This is a genomic window from Hymenobacter terrenus (assembly GCF_000972495.1).
Classification (GTDB): domain Bacteria; phylum Bacteroidota; class Bacteroidia; order Cytophagales; family Hymenobacteraceae; genus Hymenobacter; species Hymenobacter terrenus.
On record NZ_LATM01000037.1, the window covers coordinates 1 to 25,993 of the forward strand.

Annotated in this window: 21 protein-coding genes; 7 read left to right on the forward strand and 14 right to left on the reverse strand. The window is 57.3% G+C overall.

The genetic code is table 11. The features are described 5' to 3' along the window. Positions 1-168: 168 nt before the first annotated feature. Positions 169-984, reverse strand: a complete 816-nt coding sequence (locus WX88_RS23835; RefSeq protein WP_046246942.1) for a DUF4097 family beta strand repeat-containing protein — start codon at positions 982-984, stop codon at positions 169-171. A 220-nt stretch (positions 985-1,204) separates the two neighbouring features. Between WX88_RS23835 and WX88_RS23840 the strand changes: the two genes are divergently transcribed. The 4 genes from WX88_RS23840 to WX88_RS23855 all read left to right on the forward strand — a co-directional run bounded on the left by WX88_RS23840 (position 1,205) and on the right by WX88_RS23855 (position 5,104). Then, positions 1,205-2,182, forward strand: coding sequence for an MBL fold metallo-hydrolase (locus WX88_RS23840; RefSeq protein ID WP_052733047.1), 978 nt, complete (start codon positions 1,205-1,207; stop codon positions 2,180-2,182). 389 nt (positions 2,183-2,571) lie between these two features. Further along, positions 2,572-3,063: a hypothetical protein gene (locus WX88_RS23845; protein WP_046246943.1), complete on the forward strand. Its 492-nt coding sequence runs from the start codon at positions 2,572-2,574 to the stop codon at positions 3,061-3,063. 130 nt (positions 3,064-3,193) lie between these two features. Further along, the gene (locus WX88_RS23850) at positions 3,194-3,928 is read left to right on the forward strand and encodes a YebC/PmpR family DNA-binding transcriptional regulator (protein ID WP_046246944.1); all 735 of its coding nucleotides are present in this window, start codon (positions 3,194-3,196) and stop codon (positions 3,926-3,928) included. Between the two features lie 78 nt (positions 3,929-4,006). After that, positions 4,007-5,104 carry an acyltransferase family protein gene (locus WX88_RS23855; protein ID WP_046246945.1) on the forward strand — a complete coding sequence of 366 codons (1,098 nt, stop codon included), beginning with the start codon at positions 4,007-4,009 and terminating at the stop codon, positions 5,102-5,104. A gap of 195 nt (positions 5,105-5,299) precedes the next feature. Here WX88_RS23855 and ftsZ read toward each other — a convergent pair whose 3' ends face one another. The 13 genes from ftsZ to mraZ form a co-directional block, all read right to left on the reverse strand. Beyond that, a complete protein-coding gene (ftsZ, locus tag WX88_RS23860; RefSeq protein WP_046246946.1) occupies positions 5,300-6,784 on the reverse strand; it encodes a cell division protein FtsZ in 1,485 nt (494 codons plus the stop codon). A 106-nt stretch (positions 6,785-6,890) separates the two neighbouring features. Continuing rightward, entirely contained in the window at positions 6,891-8,294 is a 1,404-nt protein-coding gene (gene ftsA / locus WX88_RS23865; RefSeq protein ID WP_046246947.1) for a cell division protein FtsA, read from the reverse strand. A gap of 85 nt (positions 8,295-8,379) precedes the next feature. Then, positions 8,380-9,138: a cell division protein FtsQ/DivIB gene (locus WX88_RS23870; protein WP_046246948.1), complete on the reverse strand. Its 759-nt coding sequence runs from the start codon at positions 9,136-9,138 to the stop codon at positions 8,380-8,382. Positions 9,139-9,199: 61 nt separating this feature from the next. Then, entirely contained in the window at positions 9,200-10,600 is a 1,401-nt protein-coding gene (gene murC, locus WX88_RS23875; RefSeq protein ID WP_072053092.1) for a UDP-N-acetylmuramate--L-alanine ligase, read from the reverse strand. A gap of 85 nt (positions 10,601-10,685) precedes the next feature. Then, complete coding sequence (gene murG / locus WX88_RS23880; protein WP_046246949.1) at positions 10,686-11,798, reverse strand: undecaprenyldiphospho-muramoylpentapeptide beta-N-acetylglucosaminyltransferase; 1,113 nt, start codon at positions 11,796-11,798, stop codon at positions 10,686-10,688. Between the two features lie 116 nt (positions 11,799-11,914). Continuing rightward, the gene (locus WX88_RS23885) at positions 11,915-13,087 is read right to left on the reverse strand and encodes an FtsW/RodA/SpoVE family cell cycle protein (RefSeq protein WP_046246950.1); all 1,173 of its coding nucleotides are present in this window, start codon (positions 13,085-13,087) and stop codon (positions 11,915-11,917) included. Between the two features lie 28 nt (positions 13,088-13,115). Continuing rightward, positions 13,116-14,495 (reverse strand): UDP-N-acetylmuramoyl-L-alanine--D-glutamate ligase, encoded by a 1,380-nt coding sequence (murD, locus tag WX88_RS23890; RefSeq protein ID WP_046246951.1) that lies wholly within the window; start codon positions 14,493-14,495, stop codon positions 13,116-13,118. A 2-nt stretch (positions 14,496-14,497) separates the two neighbouring features. Then, on the reverse strand, positions 14,498-15,718 hold the full coding sequence (gene mraY, locus WX88_RS23895) for a phospho-N-acetylmuramoyl-pentapeptide-transferase (protein ID WP_046246952.1): 1,221 nt from the start codon (positions 15,716-15,718) through the stop codon (positions 14,498-14,500). Between the two features lie 58 nt (positions 15,719-15,776). Then, complete coding sequence (locus WX88_RS23900) at positions 15,777-17,249, reverse strand: UDP-N-acetylmuramoyl-L-alanyl-D-glutamate--2,6-diaminopimelate ligase (RefSeq protein ID WP_046246953.1); 1,473 nt, start codon at positions 17,247-17,249, stop codon at positions 15,777-15,779. Positions 17,250-17,313: 64 nt separating this feature from the next. Next, positions 17,314-19,782: a penicillin-binding transpeptidase domain-containing protein gene (locus tag WX88_RS23905; protein WP_082116275.1), complete on the reverse strand. Its 2,469-nt coding sequence runs from the start codon at positions 19,780-19,782 to the stop codon at positions 17,314-17,316. Continuing rightward, entirely contained in the window at positions 19,779-20,711 is a 933-nt protein-coding gene (locus WX88_RS31575) for an FtsL-like putative cell division protein (RefSeq protein ID WP_072053093.1), read from the reverse strand. Before WX88_RS31575 ends, WX88_RS23905 begins: the two co-directional genes overlap by 4 nt. 176 nt (positions 20,712-20,887) lie before the next feature. Continuing rightward, the gene (rsmH, locus tag WX88_RS23915) at positions 20,888-21,811 is read right to left on the reverse strand and encodes a 16S rRNA (cytosine(1402)-N(4))-methyltransferase RsmH (protein ID WP_046246954.1); all 924 of its coding nucleotides are present in this window, start codon (positions 21,809-21,811) and stop codon (positions 20,888-20,890) included. Beyond that, a complete protein-coding gene (gene mraZ / locus WX88_RS23920; protein WP_046246955.1) occupies positions 21,808-22,281 on the reverse strand; it encodes a division/cell wall cluster transcriptional repressor MraZ in 474 nt (157 codons plus the stop codon). The genes rsmH and mraZ overlap by 4 nt, the downstream gene beginning before the upstream one ends. Positions 22,282-22,599: 318 nt before the next feature. Here mraZ and WX88_RS23925 point away from each other — a divergent pair, with 318 nt between their 5' ends. The 3 genes from WX88_RS23925 to WX88_RS23935 all read left to right on the forward strand — a co-directional run bounded on the left by WX88_RS23925 (position 22,600) and on the right by WX88_RS23935 (position 25,972). After that, positions 22,600-23,040, forward strand: a complete 441-nt coding sequence (locus WX88_RS23925) for a hypothetical protein (RefSeq protein ID WP_046246956.1) — start codon at positions 22,600-22,602, stop codon at positions 23,038-23,040. 98 nt (positions 23,041-23,138) lie between these two features. Continuing rightward, positions 23,139-25,511, forward strand: coding sequence for a TonB-dependent receptor plug domain-containing protein (locus tag WX88_RS23930; protein ID WP_046246957.1), 2,373 nt, complete (start codon positions 23,139-23,141; stop codon positions 25,509-25,511). Between the two features lie 80 nt (positions 25,512-25,591). Further along, positions 25,592-25,972 carry a heavy-metal-associated domain-containing protein gene (locus WX88_RS23935; RefSeq protein WP_082116276.1) on the forward strand — a complete coding sequence of 127 codons (381 nt, stop codon included), beginning with the start codon at positions 25,592-25,594 and terminating at the stop codon, positions 25,970-25,972. The last annotated feature ends 21 nt before the right edge of the window (positions 25,973-25,993 follow it).

The window sequence follows — 25,993 nt, forward strand, 5'->3', positions numbered from 1 at the left end:
GACGACCTTTTCCATGACCCTAAATTAACTCAAACAGCTTCTTAAACAAATACCACTATGGCTGAAAAGTAAAGATAGTATTCGTCGTTTGGTGCTTACTCCACATTTCCTGAACAAGGCCGGTGAAGCTGAGCTGCTTTGCTCAGCTTCACCTTCCCGTTGCCCGGCTTAGTCGCGTCCCTGGTCCACGCTGATGCCGCCGTTGGTAGTCACGGCTTTCACCGCGACGCCCCCTTTGCCGAGGCTGGCAGTCAATTCCTTGTGAAACATGCCCGATTTGGTGACCGGCAAGGCCGTCCGGATGTTGCCCATGTTGGTGCTGGTGAATAATTGGGCCGAATAATCCTGGGGCAGCTTCCAATGGATGCCGCCATTGGTGGTTTCCACGTCGAGGCCCTTGCCGTCCCACTTGTTGCCGGTGAGGGTGATGTTCAGGCCGCCGTTCACGGTTAGGCCGCTCACCTGACCGCCCAGGCTGGCGAGCGACACGCCGCCGTTAACCGCGTGAAACTTGATGTCGGACTGCAGATTATCAAGGTGAATGCCGCCGTTAACCGTGTTGAGGGCCAGCGCCGTTTGCCGAGGCACGAATATTTCGTAGCTCACGCTGTAATGCTCATCCTTGTCGGCAGATGTCGCCAGAATTTTATTATTCGCCGTGCTGATGGTCACGCTTTTCACCCGCGACTGAGCCTCGGCTTCGCTGCTGGCCCAGCTCTGCACCTTAGCCCGAATTCGCACGTTCGAACCCGCCCAGCCGTGCACCGTGATACCGCCGTTGGCCCCCCCGTCGATGGTGAGCGGCTGGCCCGTGGGGGCGCTCATGGTCAGGTCGCGGGTTTCGCAGAAGCGCTTGTTTTCGCCGTTGCGCCACGACCAGTTGCCCTCTTCACAGCTGATTTTGAACTGGGGCTCCGCGGCAGTTTGAGCGGCGGCCGAAAGTGCGCTGCAAGCAAGGGCAAGCGCGGAAATCAAGGTCTTCATGGTGAATGAGAGTTGAAAGTGATTAATAAGGATGAAGCCAAACGAGCACTGGTGAACCCTACCGCAGTTTCAAATCAGAGGGCGGCTTGTGAATGGGTTACCGGCTATTTCTCGATTCGTTACAAGCCCCGTTTTATTTTTTTATTGGCCGGCTACTGCCCACCTTCCGCCGAAATCGTCGTATGCCTTCATTCCATCCCTTTCCTCTCTAAATCTCCCTATGGATACTGTAGCCGCCGGCGTCACCCAGCTGCGCATTCAGCGCTTTGTCAACGTGTATTTCATCGAAACCGGCACGCCCGGCGAGTGGGTCTTGATTGACACCGGCCTGCCTGGCAGCACTAAAACTATTATTGCCGCCGCTGACAAGCTCTTTTATACGGGCTCTCACCCCGAGGCCATTCTCCTCACTCACGGCCACCTCGACCACCTCGGCTCGGCCCGCGAGCTGGCCGACCACTGGCAGGTGCCCGTCATCGTGCACCCGCTGGAACTGCCCTACGTCACCGGTAAGGCCTTCTACCCGCCGAACGACCCCACGGTGGGTGGCTCGCTGGCATTCATGAGCCGCTTTTTTCCGAAGCAACTGCCTAACCTGGAGGCGCGGGTGCAAACCCTCGACCCCAACGACTCCGGCGCCCCCTACCTCCTGAACTGGCGCTGGCTGCACGTACCGGGCCACGCGCCGGGCCAACTCGCCTTCTTCCGCGAAGCCGACCGCACCCTGATTGGTGCCGATGCCTTTGCCACGGTTGACCACGACTCCATCCCGGCCCTGCTGCTGGACCGCCCCAAAATCAGTCGAGCCGGCACACCGTTCAACTACGACTGGGCGGCGTCCCGGCAATCGGTGCAATTGCTGGCCGATTTGGAACCCAAAGCCATTGGCTGCGGCCACGGTCCGGTTATCAAAGGCCCGGAGGCGGCGGCCGGGCTGCGGGCGTTGGCCGCCAGTTACCCCGTGCCCGCCAGCGGCCGCTACGTGAATGAGCCGGCCCGCACCGACGCCAACGGCGTAGAGCACCTGCCCCCACCTGCCAAGGATAAGTTACCATTGCAAGCGGCCATGATCGGAGCGGGTATTCTGGCCGCTGGAACGGCGTGGCTACTCACCGGTGGCCGGCGGCGCGGTAAAAAGAAGCCCGCCGTCGCGCCGCCGAAGCCCCAACTTCCTTACCGGCGCGGCGTGGGCAGCTAAGGCTGTGGCACCAACGTCCCCAGCCCGGCCACCTTCGAACACCGTCCCAAAATCTAACAGCAAGCCCACGAGGCACACGTCAGCTCCAGGCAGCTTGGCGGCACGGCTGATGAGGTCACACAGTAGCACGGATTTAGAAGGATTAGAACAACTTAACGGATTAGACTGCGAGCGAGAATAGAGTAGCGCAGGCTGGGAATACCTCAGAACGTCATGCTGAGCCTGCCGAAGCATCTCTACTGCGTCGCTAGGCTTCCCTCTCCGCAAAAGAGGGGCCGGGGGTAAGGTTCAACGATTACCTGCTAAGGTTTAAAGGTCCTTACCGCAAAGGTGGTATGGTTTTACCTTGTGCGGTGATGTCGTATTTTCGATTTATTGATTTCACCCCCATGCTTAATCGTTGCTACGGCAGTTTCGTGCTGCTGACGTGTTTTCACTTTGCTGCCCACGCCCAAACGCCGGGGCCGCTGCCTGGGTTTTATACGAGCTACCAATACACGGCCTACACTGTGTATGACACCACCAGTCCGGACGAGCCCACCCAGGTACGCGGCGTGGGCGGCACGCTCACCCTGCGTCCGGACGGCACCTACGAGAAGCACCTGAGCATTGTCGCCCCCAGCGGCCCCCACTATTTCAACCAAGCCGGCCGCTTCACTCTCACCAGCGACAGCATCCGTTTCACCTTCACCGACCTGAAAGGTACTGATGTGCAGCGGGGCACCTTTAAGTTCGACCCCGCCAGTAAGCACCTTACCATCACCATCCTTGGCTATCCGACTGGCAATAAAGGCGTGTATGAGCTAGTAGCCGCAGCACCCAAAGCGCGGCCCGTGCCCACGGCATCTTCTGCCAAGCCCGGCAAAAAGCGCCGCCGCTAGCCCGGCCCTTCCGCGGTATTTGGCGGCCCCCGCCCCTTCTGGCTAACTTGCAGGCCGTTTCGACCGCTCCATTCTACGCAAGTGTCCGAAACGGCTCATTGCTAACTGTTAACTGCTAATTGACCCCACTATGGGACGCGCATTCGAATTTCGCAAAGGCCGCAAAATGAAGCGGTGGGATAAAATGTCGAAAGACTTTACCCGCATCGGTAAGGAAATTGTGATGGCTGTGAAAGAAAATGGCCCCAACCCCGACACCAACGCCCGCCTGCGCGCCGCCATGCAAAACGCCAAAGGCGTGAACATGCCCAAAGACCGGGTGGAAGCAGCCATCAAGCGCGCCAGCAGCAAGGAAGAAAAAGATTACCAAGAAGTTGTATACGAAGGTTACTTGCCCCACGGCGTGGCCGTCGTCATCGAAACCGCCACCGACAACCCCACCCGCACCGTTTCCAACGTGCGCCTCATCTTCAACCGCAACGAAGGCACGCTCGGCACTGCCGGCTCTTCCGACTACACCTTCACCCGTAAAGGCGTGTTCAAGCTGGCCGCCGAAGGCCTCGACCGCGACGAACTGGAGCTGGAACTCATCGATTTCGGGGCGGAGGATGTGTACGAAACCACCGAAGAAGACGAGCACGGCACCGAGCATAAGTATATCGTGGTCGAAACTGCCTTCACCGACTTCGGTCAGATGCAGAAAGCGCTTGAGGCCCAGGGCCGCCACGTGGTCAGCGTCAACCTCCAACGCGTGCCCAACACCACCGTCGCGCTCAACGACGAGCAATTGGATGAGATAATGACCATCATCGAAAAGTTCGAGGACGACGAGGACGTACAGGCAGTGTATCATACCGTTGGGTAGGTTTTCTGCCGCGTCATTAGTGGCTGGGGGCTGGCCGTGGCTTTCTGCTCCGTTATTTTGAGCTGCTAGCCAGCCTCTATGTCCGCCAACATCCCGCCGATTGCCTACCGCCCCACCCTGAATGGCGTGCGCGCCATCGCGGTGTGGCTGGTAGTGTTTGGGCACTGGGCCCGCCTGCCGTTTCCGGTGGGGGAAATGGGCCGCATCACCTTTTTTGTGCTCAGCGGCTACCTTATTTCCGGCATCATCTGGAAGCAGCGGGTACATTCCGGCGCCTCCGGCCCGTGGTGGAGCCGCCTGCGAACCTTCTACCAACGGCGGATACTCCGCACCCTGCCACCGTACTATGCCGCCCTGGCCCTGGGTGCGCTGCTGCCTCTGGCCACGCTTCATGAGTATCCCGGCTGGTTCATTCTGCCTTTCTCCAACGTGCTGTTCTACCGCCTCCAGCACTGGGGCGAAGGCGTGGGCCATTACTGGACCATGGCCGTGGATGAGCAGTTCTACCTCATCTGGCCGTTTCTTTTAGGCTTGGTGGGTCAGCGGGTCAGCACACTCCTGGCGGTAGCATTGGCTGGTCTGCTATTTCGCGTAGCATGGAGCGCCTGGATCACCTCCAATTTCGTGCTTGTACTACTCCCCTCCTGCCTCGATATGTTCGCATTGGGAGCCATTTTACGCATCACCGAGCATCACGGCCGCGTCCAGCAGTTGGCGCGGGGCCAGTGGGTGTTGCTGGCCTGGCTGGGCTGGGTAGGGCTTTGGGGAATTACCCACCTCACCGATGCCCACGCACTGTGGCTGCTTACCTACACCAGCGCTGGCAGCGGGGCCGCTTTCCTCACGCTAGCCTGGGTAATGCGGCAGCCAGCAGCGGATTATGACCCAGGCAATTCCTTCTTATTGAACCCGTTCTTGCAATGGGTGGGCCTACGTAGCTACGGTTGCTACCTCTACCACCTGCTCCTACCCGTGTTCTACCAGCGGGCGGTATTCCGCCTGTTTCCCCTCAATAGCCCGCACGGCGCCGACCTGCGGGCCTTCTGGCTAAGTCCCCTAGCGACGGTCGCGGTCCTCACTCCGCTCCTGATAGCCTTGGCTGCCCTTTCCTGGAACCTGCTCGAATCCCCATTGAATCGTTGGAAAGACCGGCTTTCCTACACGACTTCTGAGTAAGAAACTACCAGTTCCAATCCACATTCTCAACTTGTAAAAGTCCTTTTTTCGGCACTAAGCTCTAGTACTCAAGCAACTGTTCAACTCAGGTCAGATACTAACCAAATAGACATTAAAGTTAATTTTCAAACCAGAAAGGGCCGCTGCTGATATTCTCAGCAGCGGCCCTTTCTGGTTTGAAAATTAGCAAATTACCTAGTCCACATTGTCATGCAAGAAGCGGTTATCTCCTAGTAATTCATTATCGTCTGACAAGTTAAACCGCGAGATATTCTGCGCAGAACTAGGCTCCACATTCTCCAGCTTCACCTGCCGGCGAAGGTAAGCGGGCGTGTCATATTGGGCTACTGCTTCGGGTGGCAAGCCATTGCTTAGCTCTTGCAGACGGCGGCGGCGCTCCAAAGCCTGCGCATCCAGGGCCGGGCGGGGCCGGGTGGTTTCCGGGGTACTGGTCGGCGTATTCGAAGTCAGCACCGGTTCGCCGGGCGCGCTGGCGGGGATACCAGCGAGTGGGGGCGCATTATGTGCCGCAGGACCGTTCAAGTCGAACGTTATCCGAGCGGGCTCAGAGGCTGGGGTCCCGAAGCTGGGCACAAAAGGTGCGGTTGGGTTGCCAGCAACCGGAGAAGTGGGTACTACGGGCGTTGGGGCAGTTTCAACCGGTGCAGCAGCGACCTCCGTGTTACTCACTCCCGGCGTATTAATGGAGTGCGCATCACGGGCAAAGCCCGTCGCAATCACCGTCACGCGAATATTCTGGCCCAGCGAGTCGTCGATGCCGTGGCCGAAAATCATTTCCGCGTCCTGGCCAGCTTTCTCCTGGATGTACTCCGTAATTTCGGTCAGCTCGTCCATTTCCAGCTCGTGCTCGGCACCCGACATGATGGAAAGCAGTATTTTCTGCGCACCCTGAATGTCAGTGTTGTTGAGCAGGGGCGAGTTCAGGGCTTCCTCGGCGGCACGGCGGGCGCGGTTTTCGCCTTCGGTCATGCTGCTGCCCATTACGGCGGCGCCACTGTCCTTCATCACCGTTTTCACGTCTTCAAAGTCGACGTTCACATCCGCCGTCACCGTGATGATTTCAGCAATCGACTTGGCTGCCGTAGTCAAGACCGTATCGGCCTTGGCAAAGGCGGCGCTCATCGTAAGGTTGCCGTAAATCTGGGGCAGCTTGTCGTTGAGAATTACCAGCACCGTATCGCAGTGCTCACTCAATTCCTTGATGCCCAACTCGGCCTGAAGCCGCTTTTTCTTACCTTCAAACAAGAATGGCGCCGTCACGATGCCAACGGTCAGGATGCCCAGCTCCTGCGCTACTTGCGCAATCACCGGGGCTGCCCCCGTGCCGGTACCACCACCCATTCCGGCCGTGATGAACAGCATTTTGGTGCCATGGTTCAGCAGTTCGCGGATTTGCTCTTTGCTCTCGATGGCCGCTTGGCGGCCACGCTCGGGCTTGGCGCCCGCGCCCAGCCCTTCGGTCAGGTCAACCCCAATCTGGAGTTTATTGGGCACCGTGGAGCTTTGCAAGGCCTGATGGTCGGTGTTGCAAATAATAAACTCCACGTCCTTGATGCCCTGCTTATGCATGTGCTTCACGGCGTTGGAGCCACCACCACCCACCCCAATTACCTTGATGATGGACTTATTCTGGGCTGGAATATCGAATTTGTAATTCATACTTTTTACTTATGAATTATAAATTGCAAGTTATGAATTAATTGTGAGAAATAGCCCAAATGGGAATATTAACTCCTAATTCATAACTCGTAATTTACAATTATCTCTAGTAGGATTTATCGTCGTAATCGTCAATCAGCAGCCCTTTGGTACGGCTGATAATGTCCTTGAAGAAACGGCTGGCGGCACCGGGCTCCTTGGGCTTGGGAGGTGTCGGAGCGGGAGCCGGTGGCGTCGCGGCGGGCACCGAAGCCCGCGCTTCGGCCGGAGCCGGCACAATCTGAGCTGCCAAGGGGGCATAGTACGATGGTAACACTTGCTCCTCCTGCTCGTAAGGCGCACGCATGTTCTGCCGCTCATCGAGCGAGTGATAGCCCGACAGGACCAAGCCCACGGTGGTGGCGTACATCGGCGATTTTACGGCTTCGATACGGCTTTTGCCAAGGTGCTGGTTGGGGTAACCGATACGGGTATCCAAACCGGTGATATACTCGGTGAGCTGCTCCAGGTTTTGGAGCTGCGAGCCGCCGCCCGTCAGCACGATGCCAGCTGACAGCTTGTCGTGCAGACCCATGCGATAGATTTCGGCATACACCAACTCCATGATTTCCGACATGCGAGCCTCAATGATGTACGCCAGGTTCTTCAATGAAACCTCCTTCGGTGGGCGGTTGGGCAGGCCGGGAATGCTCACGATTTCGTAGTCGGAGGCTTCCTCGGCAATGGCTTTGCCGAATTTCACTTTCAGCTGCTCGGCCTGACCGGGAGCCACATTGCAGCCGGTCTTAATGTCCTGCGTAATGATGTTGCCACCAAACGGCAATACCGCCGCATGACGGATAATGCCGTCCTTGAACACGGCCAGGTCGGTGGTGCCACCGCCGATGTCAATCAGTGCAACGCCGGCCTCCTTCTCTTCTTCAGATAGGATGGACATGCTGCTGGCCAGCGGTTCCAGAATTAGGTCGGCAATTTCCAGCCCGGCCTTGGTCACGCACTTGTTGATGTTGTTGATGGCCGTGCTTTGTGCAGTAATAATGTGGAAGTTGCCTTCCAGACGCACACCTTCGTAGCCCACGGGGTCGGAGATGCCTTCCTCATAGTCCACTTTGTAGTCCTGCGGCATCACGTGAATGATTTGTGAGCCGGGCTGGGTCACGAGGCGGTACATGTCTTGGGTGAGGCGGGTCACGTCGTCGGGACCGATGGTATCGGCCGAGTTGCGCGTGATGCTGCCGTTGTGCTGGAGGCTCTTGATATGCTGCCCAGCAATGCCAACATTTACTACTCCAATGCTAATTCCGGACTGTTCTTCGGCTTGCCGAATAGCCCGTTTGATAGCGTCAACTGTCTTATCAATGTTGAGTACGATACCCCGTGAAACCCCTTCCGACACGGCTTTACCCATGCCGAGGATTTCGAGTTTGCCGAATTCGTTTTTACGGCCCACCAGGGCGCAGATTTTTGTGGTGCCGATGTCGAGCCCGACGACGATTTTGTCTTGTTGCATAGGAGCGGTGCTGGCAAGCACTGAAGAAGCAGTGGGTTGGGAACTGGGAATTTTTGGCCACAAAGGCCTATGATTCAGCGAATTGTCATTCGCAGATAATTTGATTTTGGTATTCTACGTTAACGCGGTGGTAAGTATCCCACCCCAGAACTGACGGAATTTGACGGTAAAATACCATAAGCTTGGCAAACTTCTCCGAAATATTTTCGGGTAGCCCGAATTCAATACGTTGGTCGCCGACTTGCTGCGTGAACGAGAGCTTGCCGCCGGGCTCAATAAACACCTCCGAAACCTGCGCTTTCCAGAACTCGTGCTCGTCGACATAACGTAAAAATTCGAGGTAGCGGCGCCCGGTGCTATCCCGGAAAAATCCATTTGGCAGGCTAGCGCCACCAGGCCGTGCTACCGTTGCCACACGGGCTGTAAACAGGGGCGAAAGTGGTAGGGCACGGCCTTCCATATCCACGTATGTATCGAGCCGAGTATCGGGGTGTGTGATGCGAGCAATAGGTCGATTTTGGCGCACATCGGCGTGGAGGTTACCCGCCAGGTCGCGGTACACTTGGGCTTCGCGCACGAAGGGATGAGCTCGCAAACGGGCTTCGAGCTGACGCAGGCGCGGCCCTTCGGGCAGTGTGCCGAGCACGGGGTCGGCGCCCCCCTTGGTGAGCAAGGCCGTCACGCCCCGCTCGCTGATGAAATAGTTATCGAATTCGTTGGCGATGTTAACCGTGATTTTGTCTACTGGACGCGATGCCTGGCGCACCGCCGCAAATACACCTAGCCCACCCAGCACCAACAGGCAAGCAGCAGCTACAAGAAAATTTCTAACGGTGCGTTCCAAGAATTAAGTGGGTGATGTGGTGAGTGAATGATTTTAGATGCTTGGCTAATTGACGTTTTATTTATTTCCAACGCTCCGTTAGTATCAATTTTAACTGCGGCACTAGCATATCAATATCCCCCGCGCCGACCGTAGCCAAAACATCGAATGAATTATCGGCAGCAGCGGCTGTAAGCACTTGTTCCTTAGTCAGAATTGCTTTAGTTGAAGCGGTGATGTTATTCAGAATTATTTCCGAGGTAATTCCCGGTAATGGCTTTTCGCGAGCAGGATAAATATCCAGCAAAAACACCTCATCGGCAATGCTTAAGCTTTTGGAAAATCCCTCAGCAAAGTCGCGAGTGCGGGTAAAAAGATGAGGCTGAAAGATGATGCGCAACCGCTTGTTTGGATATAACGCTCGTACTGAACGTAGGAAGGCTTCTATTTCGCGTGGGTGATGGGCATAATCATCCAGATAAACATTCTCGCGGCCCGTGACCACCACAAACTCAAATCGACGTTTCACGCCACGATAAGCAGCTACTGCCGCGCGCAATCTTTCCTCCCCAACACCTTGCGACTGGGCTACAGCCGCCGCAGCCAGCATATTTTCCACGTTGTGGTAGCCCGGCACGGCCAATTCCAGGTTGGTTACCGTGCCGTGCGGGCTGTGCAAATTGAAATAAAACTGTTGCCCTTCAGCAATAATATTAGCCGCAAATAATTCCGGCCCTTGCTCAACGTTGAGGCCGTAGCGGATGACAGTGGTACCAACCGGCGCCGCCGCGGCCACGCTCGGGTCGGCGGTATGGTTAATTAGAAGCGTGCCGCCCGGCTTTATCTGTGCCACAAATTGGCGGAACGAATCAATTAGTGAATTTTGGTCACCGTAAATATCGAGGTGGTCCGCATCGGTGCTCGTGACGATGGCAACGTCAGGAAATAGTGTGAGGAAACTACGATCATATTCATCAGCCTCTACCACAATAGGTGCGGCGGCCGTGGCGGGCAAGAGCAGATTACTGCCCAGATTCACCGCGATTCCTCCTAGGAAAGCGCCGGCGTCGAGGCCGGCATGGTGTAGCAAATGGGCCACCATGCTGCTGGTGGTGGTTTTGCCGTGCGTACCGGCTACCGCAATGGTGTAGCGGCCCTGAGTGAGCACACCCAGCACCTGGCTGCGCTTGCGAATATCGTAGCCCTCGGCGCGCAGCCAGGCCCATTCCCGACTATCGGCCGGAATAGCGGGCGTGAGCACCACAAGCGTTTCGGCACGATTTTCCCGAATTTCAGCCGGAATATTTTCCACGGCATCGACGTAATGAACGATGATTCCTTCGGCCACCAGCGCCTGCGTGAGGGGCGTTTCCGTCTTATCGTAGCCGCTTACCTGGTGGCCGTTGGCGTGGAACCAGCGCGCCAGGGCCGACATGCCGATGCCGCCAATACCTAGGAAGAAAACGTAGGGAAACTGGTTCAAAATTTCGAATTAAAACGCATGAATTAAAAACGGTTTTATGCAGCACATTCGCAGAGATTCTTGCCGCATTTTTAATTACTCATTTTTAATTTTTAGTTGGAATTAACTTTAATAACTCGTCGACAATTGCGGTAGTGGCATTTGGCCGGGCCAGCTCGCGGACGCGAATGCTGAGCTGCTGTTGACGCTCGGTATCGGCCAAGAGGCGCAGCGCTTCATCGTACAGACGCGCGGGAGCGTGCTCGTCGGTGATGAGCACGGCCGCGCCTTTGCTCATTAGCGCCTGGGCATTTTTGGTTTGGTGGTCTTCGGCCACGTTTGGCGACGGGACGAGGATGGAAGCCTTCCCGGTGAGGCAAAGCTCCGAAACCGACAGCGCGCCCGCACGGCTCACTACAACATCGGCGGCGGCGTAAGCCAAATCCATGCGCTGAATAAACTCCAGAGCGTGTAAACCGTCTTCTTGGTGCGCCTGGGCCTGCTTTTGGGCTTCGGAGAAATAGAGTTTGCCCGTTTGCCAGAGCAGTTGCACACCAGCTTCGCGCAGGCGGGACAGCGCCGCCGCAGTGGCTAGGTTAAGGGTGCGGGCCCCGAGACTGCCGCCTACGACGAGCAAGGTTTTCCTCGCGGGATTTAGGCTGAAATGCGCGCGTGCTTCGGCCCGGTTGCCGTCGGCAATCTCGGTGCGCACGGGGTTGCCGGTCACCACTAGCTTATCAGCAGGGAAGAACTTTTCCATGCCCTCGTAGGCCACGCAAATGCGGCCCACCCGGCGGGCCAGTAATTTATTGACCAAACCGGCGTAGGAATTCTGTTCCTGAATGAGCGACGGGATGGCCCGCGAGGTGGCGGCCAGTAGCACCGGCGCCGAAGCGTAGCCCCCTACTCCTACTACTGCATCGGGCCGGAACTCCTCAATTAATTTCCCGGCTTTGCGCACCGAGCGAAATACGCGCACCGGAAACAATAGATTTTGCGGGGTGAGGCGGCGCTGCAGGCCGGTAATATCGAGGCCTACGATTTTGTAACCGGCGTCAGGCACGCGCGTCATTTCCATGCGGCCGTTGGCGCCCACAAATAATATTTCGGTATCGGGCAGCCGACGACGCAATTCATTGGCGATGGCCACGGCGGGGAAAATATGCCCGCCGGTGCCGCCGCCGCTGATAATGACGCGAAGAGGAGAGTTAATTGGCATCGAGCGCGAAGTTTCGCGGGGTTAAAAGCAGCTTCGTAATTCCTTTACGAAGTCCGTCAGAAGCAGGAATTACTTCGAACTAATTAGTAAGAAGTATTCTGTTTACTCTGTTGAAATCACGCATACGCGGCGCGCTGGCTGGGGATGCGTGCTGTATCGTCGGGCTCACCGGTCATGGGGCGTACTTCGCGCTCGCCACGGCTGACGGCCAGAATAATACCAATGCTTATACCCGTGAAAATAAGTGAAGTACCACCCATGCTCAGCAGTGGCAGCGGCAGGCCCGTGATGGGCCCCAACCCGACGGCCACGCCCATATTTACCAGCGCCTGCAACACCAGACTAAAGCTTAGCCCCGCCGAAAGCAGGCCCCCAAAGGCGCCGTAACTATTCATCACCGTTTTGAGCCCTCGATACAGGAAAGCCAGATAGAGAAACAGCACCACGGCTCCACCCAACAGGCCGTATTCTTCGATGATGATGGCGTAGATAAAGTCAGAATATGGATGCGGCAGAATATTACGCTCCGTGCTTTTGCCGGGGCCTTTGCCGGCAATGCCGCCGGTGGCAATGGCGATGTAGCTGTGTTCGAGCTGAAAGGGCGTCTTCTTCGTTGGGTCGGAGAAGTTTTCGAGGCGGGACTGCACCGTTTTCCAGCGCTGGCCGCTGGCCAGTGCCGCGCCACCAACAGTTACGCCAATAATCACCATCACCAGCATTTGCTTGAGGGGCACGCGGCCGATAAACATGAGCAGCAAGCAGGTAGCGAACAGCAGCGACGAGGTAGAGGCATTGGTCAAAGCAATCAGTCCGCAGATAATACCCACCCACAGCATCACCGGAAACAAGGTCGTCCAGAAATCCTGCAGGTGCTGCTGCCGACGGCTGAGCATGCTGGCTAGGTGTGAAATCAGGGCCAGCTTGGCTAAGTCGGAGGGCTGAAATGTCTGGTTAATCACCGGAATGGTGAGCCAGCGCGAGGCCTCGTTGATACTCGAACCCATTAAATAGGTGAACAGCAGCAGCGGCACCGACACGAGCAGCGCGTATAGCGCCAGCCGCGAATAGTAACGGTAGTCGATGCGATGAGCCAACCACATAAAGCCCAATCCAACGAAAATCAAGGCCGAGTGTTTAAAGAGAAAATGCTCGGTGTTGCCGTCCATTTTTTTGTAGGCCAGCGTGCCGGTGGCGGAATACACGACGGCAATGCTGATGAAGGAAAACAGCAGTACGATGGCCCACAAAATGGGGTCGCCTTTGAGGTTGCGTTGCAGCCAGGTTTTCATAATCACTGATTTTAACTAATTTAGTTGATTACGCTGATTCTGACAAGTTTTGGCGGCTCAACTCTTGCACAGCTTCGGCAAATTGCCGGCCCCGGTCTTCGTAGTTTTTAAATAAATCGAAACTGGCGCAGCAGGGCGAGAGCAGCACCACGTCGCCGGGGGCGACCAGGGCGACGGCGCGGCGCACGGCATCGGTCATACTTTGGGCTTCTTCCACGTGGGGCACCACGTTATCGAAGGCGGTACGTAGCTTGGCATTATCAATTCCCAGGCAGACGAGGGCTTTCACCCGGCGCTCGGCCAAGTTGAGCAGGCTGCTGTAGTCGTTGCCCTTGTCGGTGCCGCCGGCAATCCACACTATTGGCTGGCGAATACCGTCGAGGGCATACCAAGCGGCTTCCACGTTGGTGGCTTTGCTGTCGTTGATAAAGCGCGCGCCATTGATTTCGCCCACGAGTTGAAGACGGTGGTCGGCGTTGCGGAACGTGGCTAGGGCCGCCTCAATTTGAGCGGTGCTCAGGCCGGCCACGCGGGCGGCCAGCACGGCGGCCAGGGTATTCTGGCGGTTGTGCTGGCCGATGAGGGGCGAGCTGGCGGTGCTAACTTCTTCGCCTTTATCGTTGATGCCGGGCTGGAGGTTGGTACAGAGCTTTTCCTCGGCCGTGTAGTAGCCGGCCATATGCATGTCGGGCCGGTAGTGCAGGCTGAATGGCAGCTGGCGCGCTTGCAAAAACGCGGACTGGAAATATTTGCCCGTCACTTCATCATCGGCGTTGTAGATGAAGACTCCACTATTGGTCAGGTTACGGGTGATACGCAGTTTGGCCTGGGCGTAGTTTTCCAGCGAATAGCCGTAGCGGTCGAGGTGGTCGGGCGTGATGTTGAGCAGCACGGCTACCCAGGGTTGAAACTCGTGGGTGTCGTCGAGCTGAAAGCTACTCAGCTCCACTACGTAATAGTCGTGCACGTCGGCTATTACCTGCTCGGCCAGACTGTAGCCCACGTTGCCGGCCAAGCCCACATTCAGACCCGCCGACTTCAGCAAGTGATAGATAAGCAGCGTGGTAGTGGTTTTACCATTGGTACCCGTGATGCAGATGCACTTGGCCTGCGTGTAGCGGCCAGCAAACTCAATCTCGGAGATAATCGGAATATTCTTCTCACGCAGAGCATGAATTACCGGGGCCTTTTCCGGGATGCCGGGGCTTTTAACTACCTCTTCGGCCTGAAGAATGCGCTCCAGCGTGTGTTGATTTTCTTCAAATTCGATACCGGCCTGGGTGAGTTTAGCTTTATAATCGGCCTGAATGGCGCCGCGGTCAGACACAAACACGGCGTGGCCTTTAGCCTGTGCCAGCAAGGCCGCTCCAACGCCACTTTCGGCCGCTCCGAGGATAACAATGTTCATTCTTAACGCAATTTCAACGTAACTAAAGTAATAACAGCCAGCATGATACCAACAATCCAGAAGCGCGACACAATTTTGGATTCGTGGTAGCCCAGCTTCTGGTAGTGGTGGTGCAGCGGCGACATGCGCAGCAGGCGGCGGCCCTCGCCGTATTTGCGGCGGGTGTATTTGAAGTAGCTCACCTGCACGATTACCGACAGGTTCTCAACCAGAAATATGCCGCATAGAATAGGAATCAGCAGCTCTTTACGCACGATGAGCGACAGCACGGCAATGATGCCGCCCAGGGCCAGGGAACCCGTATCGCCCATAAAAACCTGCGCCGGATAGCTATTATACCACAGGAACCCGATGCACGCCCCAACAAAAGCCGTACAGAAAATAACCAACTCACCAGAATCCGGAATAAACATAACATCCAAATAATCAGCCAATAAGGCATTACCACTAACAAAGGCAAAAATGGCCAGCGTGATACCGATGATGGCCGAAGTACCGGCCGCCAGCCCATCGAGGCCGTCTGTGATGTTGGCGCCGTTGCTCACCGCCGTTATCAGGAAGATGACGATGGGAATGTAGAGAAAACCATAGAGACCGTTGAAAAACGTGCCGGCTGTGGCGAATAAGTCGCCATAGTTCAGCTCGTTATTCTTCATGAACGGCACAGTCGTAATCATCAAGTGCAAGTCTTTGAATACTTTGGTAGCTTCGATGGCCGAATACTGGCCATTGGGCAGCAGGTATTGCCGCACGGTTATTTCGTTGCTGTAAAACAGCACCCAGCCTACAGTGAGCCCCAGACCAACCTGGCCTAGTACCTTAAACCGACCACTCAGCCCCTCTTTATTCTTGCGGAACACCTTGATATAATCATCAAGAAATCCAATTAGCCCCAGCCACACTGTGCTGAGCAGCATGAGAATAATGTAGATGTTACGCAGCCGCGCCAGCAGTAACACCGGCACCAGAATAGCTAGAATGATGATGAGGCCACCCATAGTAGGCGTGCCTTTTTTCTCATTTTGGCCTTGCAAACCCAGGTCGCGGATGCTTTCGCCCACTTGCTTTCTCTGCAGCAGCCGAATGAGGCGGTGGCCAAACGTTTGGGCGATGAGCAGGGAAATGACCACAGCCAGCCCGGCCCGGAACGTAGTGTACTGAAACACCCCGGTGCCGGGCAGGTGGAAATGGTCGTGCAGGTAACGGAAGAGATAAAAAAGCATTGGAAGAGCCGACTAGGCCGGGGAGTCAAACGAACGGTCATGCTTCAGCACAGACGTTCTATTTTTTGAGTTCTGAGAAAATTTCGGTTAAAATTAATTTGTCATCAAAAGGGGCTTTCACGCCGCGTATTTCCTGATAATTCTCGTGTCCCTTGCCGGCCACCAGCACAATATCATCACTACCAGCTAATTGCACGGCAGTTTTGATGGCTTCGCGGCGGTCGGGCACCACGCGAACTTTGGTTGCGTCAGGCGCCGTCACGCCGGCCCGCATCTGGGCCAGGATGTCGTTGGGGTCTTCGAAGCGGGGGTTATCGGCAGTGAGAATGACCTTATCGGAGAGGCGCGCGGCGAGGCTGGCCATGATGGGGCGCTTGGCGGCGTCGCGGTTGCCGCCACAGCCCACCACCGTGATTATTTGCTGGCTGGGCTCACGAATCTCGTGCAGTGTCTGGAGCACATTTTCCAGCGCGTCGGGCGTGTGGGCATAGTCGATTATCCCTGTAACGCGCTGTTTTTCCGAAACTACCGGCTCGAATCGACCTGGTGCAGTGGTCAGGCCCGAGAGGACGGTGAGGACTTCAGTGGGGTCCTCGCCCAACAGTACGGCTGCCCCATACACGGCCAGGAGGTTGTAGGCATTGAACACGCCGATGAGGCGAAACAGGATTTCGCGGCCGTCGATTTCGAGGTGCAGGCCATGTACTTCGTTGCCCACGAGCTTGGCCCGGAAAGTGGCTGCCCCCCGCAACGAGTAGGTTTCGCGGCGGGCAGCCGTGTTTTGGAGCATCACCGGCCCGCGCTTGTCGTCGGCGTTGGTGAGGGCGAAAGCGGTTTTGGGCAGGGCATCAAAAAAGCCTTTTTTGGCTTTCAGGTAGTTATCAAACGTGCCGTGATAGTCGAGGTGGTCGTGCGTGAGGTTGGTGAATACGCCCCCGGCGAAGCGCAGGCCCGTGACGCGGTGCTGAGCCACGGCGTGGCTGCTGACCTCCATGCAGGCGTGGGTACACCCGGCCGCCACCATGCGCGCCAGGAGCGCGTTCAGCCGAATGGCATCGGGTGTGGTGTGAGTCGAGGGAATGACTTCTTCATCAATCTGATTCTGCACCGTGCTAAGTAAGCCGGCGTGGTAGCCCAGCTCGCGCAATAGCTTGTGCAGCAACGTGGCGCAAGTCGTTTTACCGTTCGTACCAGTCACCCCGATTAGCGTTAGCTGCCGCGAAGGATGCCCGTGAAACGCCGCGGCCATGTGAGCCAGCGCCGCGGCACTGTCCTTAACCACCACGTAGGTCGTGGCCGGATTCAGCACCGCCGGCAGTTCTTCGCAGACAACGGCGGTCAGGCCCTGCGCCACGGCGGATTCGATGAACTTGTGACCATCGGTGGCGGTGCCGCGGAGCGCACAGAAGGCCACGCCCGGTCCGGCTTCGCGCGAGTCGAGCGTGAGGACGGTGATGGGCACGTCGGTGGAGCCGTGCTGAGCCAGCACGGTCACGTCGGTAAGCAGAGAAAAGAGCGGCAGGGAAATCATCAAATGGGTAATCGGTAGGATGCAGGTAGTATTCAGACTAATACTGCCCAACAAGTGGAACAGCTTAGGCGCGGCGGACCGCAGGGTTAGCCGGAGTCGGACCAGCGGGCTTTTTGGAATTTTTGCGGGCTGGGCTGGCGGTGGGCTCTTTGGCTTTGGGAGCAGATTTGCCAGTGGCTGCTTCCGATTTGCTTTTAGCAACGGTTTTCTTGCCCGCATCAGGCTTAGCAATGGCTGCTACTGGCTTATCCAAAACAGGCAGCAACACCTTGGCCTTGGTACCGGCGGCAAATGGTTTGGCGGCCTTGGTCAACGGCTCCGGGTCGGCAGGGGTCAGCAGCTTATTTTCGGCAAGGTCGGTGTGCTCAGGCTCGGGCAAAGCTCGAGGCGCGGCCAGGCGCGGACCCGAATCCACCAGCGTGAGGGTGATTATATCGCCGCGCTTGATAGATGTGCCCACGGCCAGCGACTGCTCGCGCACCCGGCCCGTACCAATGGCTCGCACGTGCAGCCCTTTGTTTTCCAGCAGAAACAGGGCATCGCGCAGGGTCAGGCCGCGCACTTGAGGCACCCGACCGGCGCGTACCGGGTTCACAACCAGCGCCACGGTCCGGGCGTGGAAAGCGGTGTCTGAGGCGGCGCGCACCCACTCCTCGCCGCCAGTAGCCTGGGTTTGGCCCGCCAGCCCGAGCTTCTGGCACACCAGCGCCAGCTCATCCTGCATGCCGGCACGCACCAGGGGCACGCGGCTCTTGTTCAAGCGGGCTTTGGCCAGCAGAGGACGCTGGCTCAGCAGGTCGCGTGCCATGCACTTATCCGCTACTTCGCGGAACACTGGCGCAGCCACGTCGGCCCCATAAATGCGACCATTACGGGGCGAATCGACTACCACAATGCAGCTATATTTGGGCTTGTCGGCGGGGAAATAGCCACAAAAACTCGTAGAGTAGGTCTTGGTATACTGCCCATTCTTAAACTTCCAGGCCGTGCCGGTTTTGCCGGCAATGCTGTAGTCTTTCGGCCGAATGCTACGGGCCGTGCCCTCAAGCACAACGCCTTCCATCATGGCCTTCACCTTGGCCAGCGTGGCGTCGGAGCAGATCTTGGGATTCAGCACCTTGGTTTCGTTGCGCTGCAACACCTGGTCGGCCTGCTTGATTTCCCTGACGATGAGCGGCTGCACTTTTACGCCGCCGTTGGCCACGGCGTTATAGAAGGCCAGTGTTTGCAGGGGCGCGAGCTTCAGCTCGTAGCCGATGCTCATGGTAGTCAGGGACGTCCGGCTCCAACTGCGGTCCTTCGGGTCTTTCACGTAGGGCTGAGCCTCGCCCGCCATCTGGAAACCAAGGGGCTTATCGAGACCAAACTTCTTCAGGTAGTCGGTGTATTCGGTCGGATTTTTAGCGAAGTTCTCATTCACCAAGCGGGCTACTCCGATGTTCGACGACTTCTCAAACACCTGCTGCACCGTGATGCGGCCGTAACCGTGCGAGTCTGACTTCACGGCGCCACCCACCAGCATGCGGCCGTTGCCGGTGTCCACAATATCGTCGAGCTCGATGTTCGGCCGGGCCTCAAACAAGGCCATCATCGAGGCGAGCTTGAACGTTGAGCCTGGCTCGGTGCGGCCCTGGTCGGCAAAAGCGTAGTTGTAGTCTTCCTTATAGGTGCCGTCCGAAGCCTTGCCTAGGTTGGCCACGGCCTTTATTTCCCCAGTGGTCACTTCCATCAGAATTACGCAGCCATACTGAGCATTATTATCGACCAAGGACTTATACAAGGCATTCTCGGCTACATCCTGCAAGTTAATATCGAGGGTAGTCTTCACGTCGTAGCCGGGCAGGGGCTTAATTTCGGTACCATCGTACACGGGTTTCACGCCGCCGGGCACCCGCTCAAACAAGGCTTCTCCGGCTTTGCCTGCCAGACTTTGCTCGAAGGTATATTCCAAGCCTGCCCCGTGTCGGTCCTCGTTCACGAAGCCAATGGTGCGCTGGGCCAAGCCCCCGAAAGGTCGAAACCGCTTGTCCACCTTTTCAAAAATGGCGCCGCCACGGTTACGCTTCGTTCGGAAAATGGGCCAGTTGGCCAGCATCTTCTTTTCCTGAAAATTGATTTGGCGCGAGTTCAGGCGGATGTAGCGCAGCGCTGGCTCCTTAGCCCGGCGCGCATTGATTAAGCGGCGGCGGTATTCCTGCACGCTACGGTCGCCAAAGAAGTGCGACAGATGCCACGCCAGGGAATCAACCCCGGCGTTGAAAACGGCATCATCGACTACGCCCGGGTCCCAAGCCACCCGGTAAAACGGCAGCGAGGTAGCCATGATGCTTTCGTTGTCCGAATAGATATTGCCGCGGGTGGCCGGCACCGGCTGGTAGCTGATGCGCCGCTCCTGCTCGAGGGCGCGCCACTTGCCTCCTTCCTGAAACTGGATACGGGTGGCTTTCCAAAAAATGGCGCACGAGAATACGGCTACCCCCAAAAAGGCCAGCCGCACACGCGTGACAATGGACTTCTTAACGTTGCCTTTCATCGGGAATGATTTCTAACGGCCTGCTTTTCTGCCTGCCTGGGCTTGTGCTTCGTTGTACTTTTTTGTACCTTATTCTTGTTGTTGGGCTTATCCGTATTGCCCACGTTTCGGCGCGTAGCGCGGCCCCGTTTCGTCTTTATAGTACTGGCTGCCTTTGACTTAGTAACTCGTGGTGCAGCCTTACGCGCCGGGACAGCCCGTGCGGCGGGCGCACTAACTCCAGCGGAGTCACCCTCCAGCGCCTGAGGTGGCGCACCAATGATTTCGGGGCCGCTATCGTCATCGCCATTACTGGACTCGATTGGCTTGCGCCCGGCTAATAAATCGTTTCGTTGCGCGGCAGCCGAGTCGCGGGCTGCTCGGGCCGCTAGCGTGTCCGCTGTGAGCACGGGCATCAGTTCCAGTTCGGCTGCATCTAAGTGGCCAGCTGGCACCGTGATGCGGAAGGGCGGCGAGGAGCTTTCAACCAGCCCAAAGGCCGCCACTTTGCGGGCCACTTCGCTTTGCTTGCTGGCCTCCATGTAGTCCGATTTCAGCGTAGTATAGTCGGCCCTAAGGTCCTCCGTTTCCTGCTTGAGCCGCTGAATACTCCGGTTCATACGGTTGCCGTAGTGCGTATTGCCGATATAGAGCAGCGTCAGCAGCATCACGAACAGCAGGTGCGGCAGGTAGCGCACCGGCAAGCCTTCGCGAAACAGCCCGTCGACGCTCGTCATCCGATCGAGCAGCGAAAACAGGCTCCACGAGCTGCGGACCCGGGGTGGGGCGGCAGGCTTACGGGGGCGCTTTTCGGGAGCTGGCTGGGGCTCCGGCACTGGGGCTTCCACTACCGCGGCCACGGGCTGCACCTCCGGGGCCGGCGCGGGCACCTCCCGGGGCACATTGGCCCGGCGGGGGCTGTCGGTGGGTTTGAAGGTATTAGTGGCCACTTTCTTTACAAGTTTTGAATGTTAAATCTAGAGGGTTGAATCAAAAATCGTGTCGGGCTATGAACAGGTCTGAGAGACCAAATTATCAGCACATATAGCGCCGATAACCAGAAGATTGCCCAAATTTTAATCCGTTGATTCTACCTATACAATTCAAAATTTTATATTTAAATTTTTTAGTTCTTTATTGCAACCCGCAATTTAGCACTCCGAGCCCGGCTGTTCAGCGCAACTTCGGCGGGGTCGGCCTCTTCGGGCTTGCGGTTCACTGCTTCAAAGGGCTTGCTTTCATTGCCGAAGAAATCTTTTTCGACGGCCCCAAAAAACTTGCCCTTGGCAATGAAATTCTTCACCAACCGGTCTTCCAGCGAGTGGTAGCTTAGCACCACCAGCCGCCCGCCCGGCCGCAGCACATCGGCCGTTTGCAGGAGCATTTCCTGCAATGCCTGCATTTCCTGGTTCACCTCAATACGCAGCGCTTGGAATACCTGGGCCAAGTATTTATTTTCCTTGCCACGCGGCGTACAGGACTGAATGGCCTGCTTGAGTTCGGCGATGGTTTCGAGACGCCGGCCCCGGCGGGCCGCGCCCACTGTTTGGGCCAGCGTGCGAGCGTTGGTCACTTCGCCGTACATGCCGAAAATGCGGTGCAGGTCGGCCTCCTTATAATCGTTGAGAATGTCGGCGGCTGTCAGGAGCCCATCCGGGTCCATGCGCATGTCGAGGGGACCATCAAAGCGCGTGGAGAATCCGCGCTCGGGCGTGTCGAACTGGTGCGAGCTGACGCCCAAGTCAGCCAGCAGCCCATCGACGGGTAATACACCAAGCTGCTGAAGTTCAACGGACAGGCTACGAAAATTAGCCTTTATAAACGTAAATTGAGGACTGCGCAGCTTATCCGCTTCAGCCTTTGCATCGGCGTCCTGGTCGAAGCTGTAGAGGTGGCCGGTCGTGAGTTTTTCCAGAATGCGCGCGGAGTGACCGCCGCCGCCGAACGTGACATCGACGTAGCGGCCATCGGGCTGCAGGTCGAGCGCGGCTAGGCATTGAGCTAGCATTACCGGGCGGTGGTAGGCAATATCGTTGTTGTACTCACTCATGCGGCCAAGCCGCTGAGCGGCGGAGTTTCAATTGATAAAAACTTCTGCGCCAGCTTACTAAAGCTCTGCTGATCTTTAATGAGAAACTCATCGTAGCGGGCAGGGTCCCAGATTTCGCAGCGGTTGCCCAAGCCCACAATTATTGCTTCCTTCTCAATACCTGCGTAGCGTAACATGCTCCGAGGCAGCATAAACCGATTGATGGTGTCAAGTTCAACCTCCGTCATGCCCCGAAAGAAGTTCCGCTGAAACTGCCGATATTCCTCATTAAACTCATCGAGCGCCATCACTTTTTCGTGGATGACGCGCCATGCAGCCCGTGGGTAGAGCACCAGGCAGGGCTCAAAGCCACGCACCAGCACCAATTGGTTGCCCGATTGCTCGGGGAGGTTGCCCTTCACCTTGGCCGGCAACACAAGTCGCCCCTTGGGGTCAAGCTTGCATTCGTATTCGCCGGATAACAGGTTCATGGGCACGGACCACCGGGAGAGAAAGCAGGCGGTATTAGCAAATGTACGGAAGCCTTTTAGAAATCAACCACGATTTACCATTTCTTACCACAAACGCAAAATGGCCGTCACAGCGTTTAAAAGCGGTTTTAACGGGGATTACAGCGCCTGAAAAGGGTGCAATCAACTCAGCTAGCTTGGTTATTGCCAAAGTGGCAGAGCTCCGGTGGAGGCAACTTAGCGCGGCCAGCGGATGTTCTAGTTCGCCCGGATGTTGTACCTAGCCGGCCCTTTTTTCGCACGGTTACCTTGGACTATAGGTCTTACCTTTGCCCCGTAATGCCACGCCACTCTTACTTCCGTCGCCTCGTCAGCCTACTGCTGGCTGTACTGGTGCTCACCGCCTCGGTGGGCCTCAGTGTGCAGCGGCATACTTGCCGGATAAGTGGGCGTAGCAAGGTTGAAGTATCGGTGCCGGGCCAGATGGCCTTACGCGGCTGCAACGGCCAACTGGCGCCGCCTAGGCCCGTTGTCAAAGACAATTGCTGCGACTTCAGCAGTCACTTGCACAAGCTTTCGGCCCCAGCCCACGAGCTAGGCGCTAAAATCCTGATGCCGCTGCCGCTACTTGCGGCCTGGCTGCCGGAAATGCCCTGGCCAACGGCACCACTGGTAATGGCGGTGGAAGTGCAAGGGCCACGCTGGTTCGCAGCCGATTCCTCGCCCCCGCCACGAGGTGGACGCGAACTGCTGGCGTTTGTCTGTACGCTGGTAGTCTAGGTTTTTCTGGAAATGTCCGCTGCTAGATAGCTAGTAGTGGTAATGCTCGCCGGAATTTAACACGGCGATATTTCAGAAATACCTAACTTACAGACGATATGAAACCTACTCGCGGGAAACTCCCGCTGTTTGCCTTTTTTGCCCTCTTGGCGGGACTACGGGCCGGGGCGGCCCGTGCCCAGTCAGCGGTCATTGCGCCGGTGCGGGGCGAGGTGACGGAGGCTGGCAAAGCCACTCCCCTACCCGGCGCCGTGCTGCGCTGGCTGCCGGATGCATCCGATGCCGATGCGCCAACAACCACGGCTACAACCGATGCGGGAGGACAGTTTATGCTAACCCGGCCCGCCCGGGCAGCTTCGCGCCTGGTGGTGCAGGCCCTCGGCTACCGCGCCGATACACTAGTGGTACCTGCCACCGGCGCGCCTTATCTACGCGTGGCCCTGCGGAGCGGCCAAGAACTGAGCGAAGTAACCGTGACGGCCCGCGGCCCCGCCTACTCCGCCCTCACGCCGGCCAACGTGCAGGTGATTTCGGCTCGCGACCTGACCAAATCGGCTTGCTGCAACCTGGCCGAGAGCTTCGAGACCAACGCCTCGGTAGAAGTAACGACGTCAGACGCCGTGTCCGGAGCCAAGCAAATTCAACTGCTTGGGCTTGATGGCAGCTACTCACTGCTGACCGTGGACAATCAGCCAGCCCTGCGCGGGCTGGCCGCCCCCTACCGCCTGGGCTACCTGGCCGGGCCGTGGATTGAGAACATTGAAATCATCAAGGGCACGGGCTCGGTGGTGAATGGCTACGAGGCCATTTCGGGCCAAGTGAACGTGAAGCTGAAGGAGCCCGATAAGACTGACCAGCTGTTGTTCAATATTTATGGCAACGACTTGGGTAAATTTGATATCAATCTCAATACCTCGGTCCGTATTAGCCCGAAATGGAGCAGCGTGCTGCTATTGCACTCCGACCACCTGGGCAACCGGGTTGACCGTAACAAAGACGGCTTTCTGGACTTGCCGCTGGCCACGCAGTTCAACGCCTTTAATAAGTGGAAATACATTTCCGGGAAGGGTATTGTGAGCGAGATAGGCCTAGGAGCCCTGCGTGAAACCCGCCAGGGCGGCCAGGTTGGGTTCCGAGATGCCGGCGATGGGGCTTATTTGCAGCACTACGGGACCACGCAGGCCACTACCCGCTACACGGGCTACGCTAAAACGTCGTACACTTGGCCCACGCGGCCGTTCCAGAGCCTGGGTCTGCTACTGAGCAGCACCAACCACGACTTTAATTCTCGCTACTCCTTCGGTTATGAAACCGGCCTGCCGCCCAGCCGCATCACGCAGCGCACTTCCCGGCGCTACGACGGCACCCAGCAAACGGGCCTGGCTACGCTGTTGTTTCAGAGCGTGATTGGGAATACGGCCCATGTGTACCGCACCGGCCTGAGCCTCATCTACGACGACTACGACGAGCTGTTTAGCGACGGCCGCAGCTATAGTCTCGACACACCGGCTGATGTTTATGCCCGTGAACACCGCGGCCGCCGTGAGCTGGTGCCGGGCGCCTTTGCCGAGTATACTTACCAGAACAGCCGCAACCTCACCGTAGTGGCCGGCTTGCGAGCCGACCGCCACAACCTGTATGGCTGGCAGGTGACACCCCGCCTGAACGTGAAGTATGATGCAGCCAAGAATACGGTATTGCGCGTCGCTGCCGGCCGGGGCTTCCGCGTGGCCAACCCCATTGCTGACAATGCTGCCATGCTGGCCAGCTCCCGGGATTTCGTTATTGCCCCTAACCTACGGCCCGAGCGGGCTTGGAACATGGGAGGCAGCGCTACGCAGTACTTCACATTGCTGGGCCGCCCGGCTACGTTCATCGTCGACTACTACCACACCGAATTCCAGAACCAGGTGGTGGCCGATATGTACACGGCAGCCCGTTCCATTATCATTGACAACTTGCTGCCAGGAGGACGGTCCTACGCTCGCAGCTTGCAGGGCGAGCTGCAAATCGAGCCCATGAAGGGTCTGCAAGTGAAAGGCGCTTATAAGTACCTCGACGTGCGCACCACTTACGACAACGTTGTGCTCCCCAAGCCCCTCACGCCGGCTCACCGGGCCTTCGTGAACCTGGGCTACGCCAGCGCATTCGATAAATGGCGGGGTGATTTCACGGTGCAATGGTTTGGGAAGCGGCCGGTGGCACACGTCACCAACATGCACGACCACAGCTCGGGAGAAGAGTACATTCCCGAAACGGTACCCCGCTACGCCCTGCTCAATGCCCAGATCACCCGGGCCTTCAAACGTCTGGAAGTGTATACGGGCGTCGAAAACCTAACTAATTACCGCCAGCCCAATCCCATCGATGGCGCAGCTAATCCGTTCGGGCCCACGTTTGACGCGGCCATGGTCTGGGGCCCCGTGTACGGCCGCCTCACTTACGCCGGCCTGCGCTACCGCATCGAGTAGCAGCCAGCCCACTTGTTACCTTCTCCTTTTTCGGCCGCAAATTTGTTGTTGCCATCAACCTGAATTCTTCACTCTTAACTATGAAATTCCTCCTCGTGCTTCCGCTGTTTGCCTTGCTGAACTTCTCGCTCAGTGCCCAGGCTCAAACCAAGCCAACCACACCGACAGCATCCGCCAAAGCGGGTGACGTGGTCACGGCCCAATTCAAAACCTCCGCCGTGTGCGACATGTGTAAGGCTCGCATCGAAAAAAGCCTGGCTTATGAGAAAGGGGTGCAAAGCGCCGTGCTCGATGTGCCTAGCCAGGTCCTCACCGTAAACTATCGCCCCGACAAAACCAGCCCCGCCGCCCTGCGTACCGCCGTACAGAAGACCGGCTACGACGCCGATGATGTGACAGCCGATGCTCGCGCCTACAACCGCCTGCCCGATTGCTGCAAGAAAACCAACGCGGTGCACTAGACCGCCGATTTAACGGATTGT

Coding starts and splice junctions, on each gene's coding strand:
- WX88_RS23835 (WP_046246942.1), bottom strand. CDS start 984: ATGAAGACCTTGATTTCCGCGCTTGCCCTTGCTTGCAGCGCACTTTCG.
- WX88_RS23840 (WP_052733047.1), top strand. CDS start 1,205: ATGGATACTGTAGCCGCCGGCGTCACCCAGCTGCGCATTCAGCGCTTT.
- WX88_RS23845 (WP_046246943.1), top strand. CDS start 2,572: ATGCTTAATCGTTGCTACGGCAGTTTCGTGCTGCTGACGTGTTTTCAC.
- WX88_RS23850 (WP_046246944.1), top strand. CDS start 3,194: ATGGGACGCGCATTCGAATTTCGCAAAGGCCGCAAAATGAAGCGGTGG.
- WX88_RS23855 (WP_046246945.1), top strand. CDS start 4,007: ATGTCCGCCAACATCCCGCCGATTGCCTACCGCCCCACCCTGAATGGC.
- ftsZ (WP_046246946.1), bottom strand. CDS start 6,784: ATGAATTACAAATTCGATATTCCAGCCCAGAATAAGTCCATCATCAAG.
- ftsA (WP_046246947.1), bottom strand. CDS start 8,294: ATGCAACAAGACAAAATCGTCGTCGGGCTCGACATCGGCACCACAAAA.
- murG (WP_046246949.1), bottom strand. CDS start 11,798: ATGCCAATTAACTCTCCTCTTCGCGTCATTATCAGCGGCGGCGGCACC.
- WX88_RS23885 (WP_046246950.1), bottom strand. CDS start 13,087: ATGAAAACCTGGCTGCAACGCAACCTCAAAGGCGACCCCATTTTGTGG.
- murD (WP_046246951.1), bottom strand. CDS start 14,495: ATGAACATTGTTATCCTCGGAGCGGCCGAAAGTGGCGTTGGAGCGGCC.
- mraY (WP_046246952.1), bottom strand. CDS start 15,718: ATGCTTTTTTATCTCTTCCGTTACCTGCACGACCATTTCCACCTGCCC.
- WX88_RS23900 (WP_046246953.1), bottom strand. CDS start 17,249: ATGATTTCCCTGCCGCTCTTTTCTCTGCTTACCGACGTGACCGTGCTG.
- WX88_RS23905 (WP_082116275.1), bottom strand. CDS start 19,782: ATGAAAGGCAACGTTAAGAAGTCCATTGTCACGCGTGTGCGGCTGGCC.
- rsmH (WP_046246954.1), bottom strand. CDS start 21,811: ATGAGTGAGTACAACAACGATATTGCCTACCACCGCCCGGTAATGCTA.
- mraZ (WP_046246955.1), bottom strand. CDS start 22,281: ATGAACCTGTTATCCGGCGAATACGAATGCAAGCTTGACCCCAAGGGG.
- WX88_RS23925 (WP_046246956.1), top strand. CDS start 22,600: ATGCCACGCCACTCTTACTTCCGTCGCCTCGTCAGCCTACTGCTGGCT.
- WX88_RS23930 (WP_046246957.1), top strand. CDS start 23,139: ATGAAACCTACTCGCGGGAAACTCCCGCTGTTTGCCTTTTTTGCCCTC.
- WX88_RS23935 (WP_082116276.1), top strand. CDS start 25,592: ATGAAATTCCTCCTCGTGCTTCCGCTGTTTGCCTTGCTGAACTTCTCG.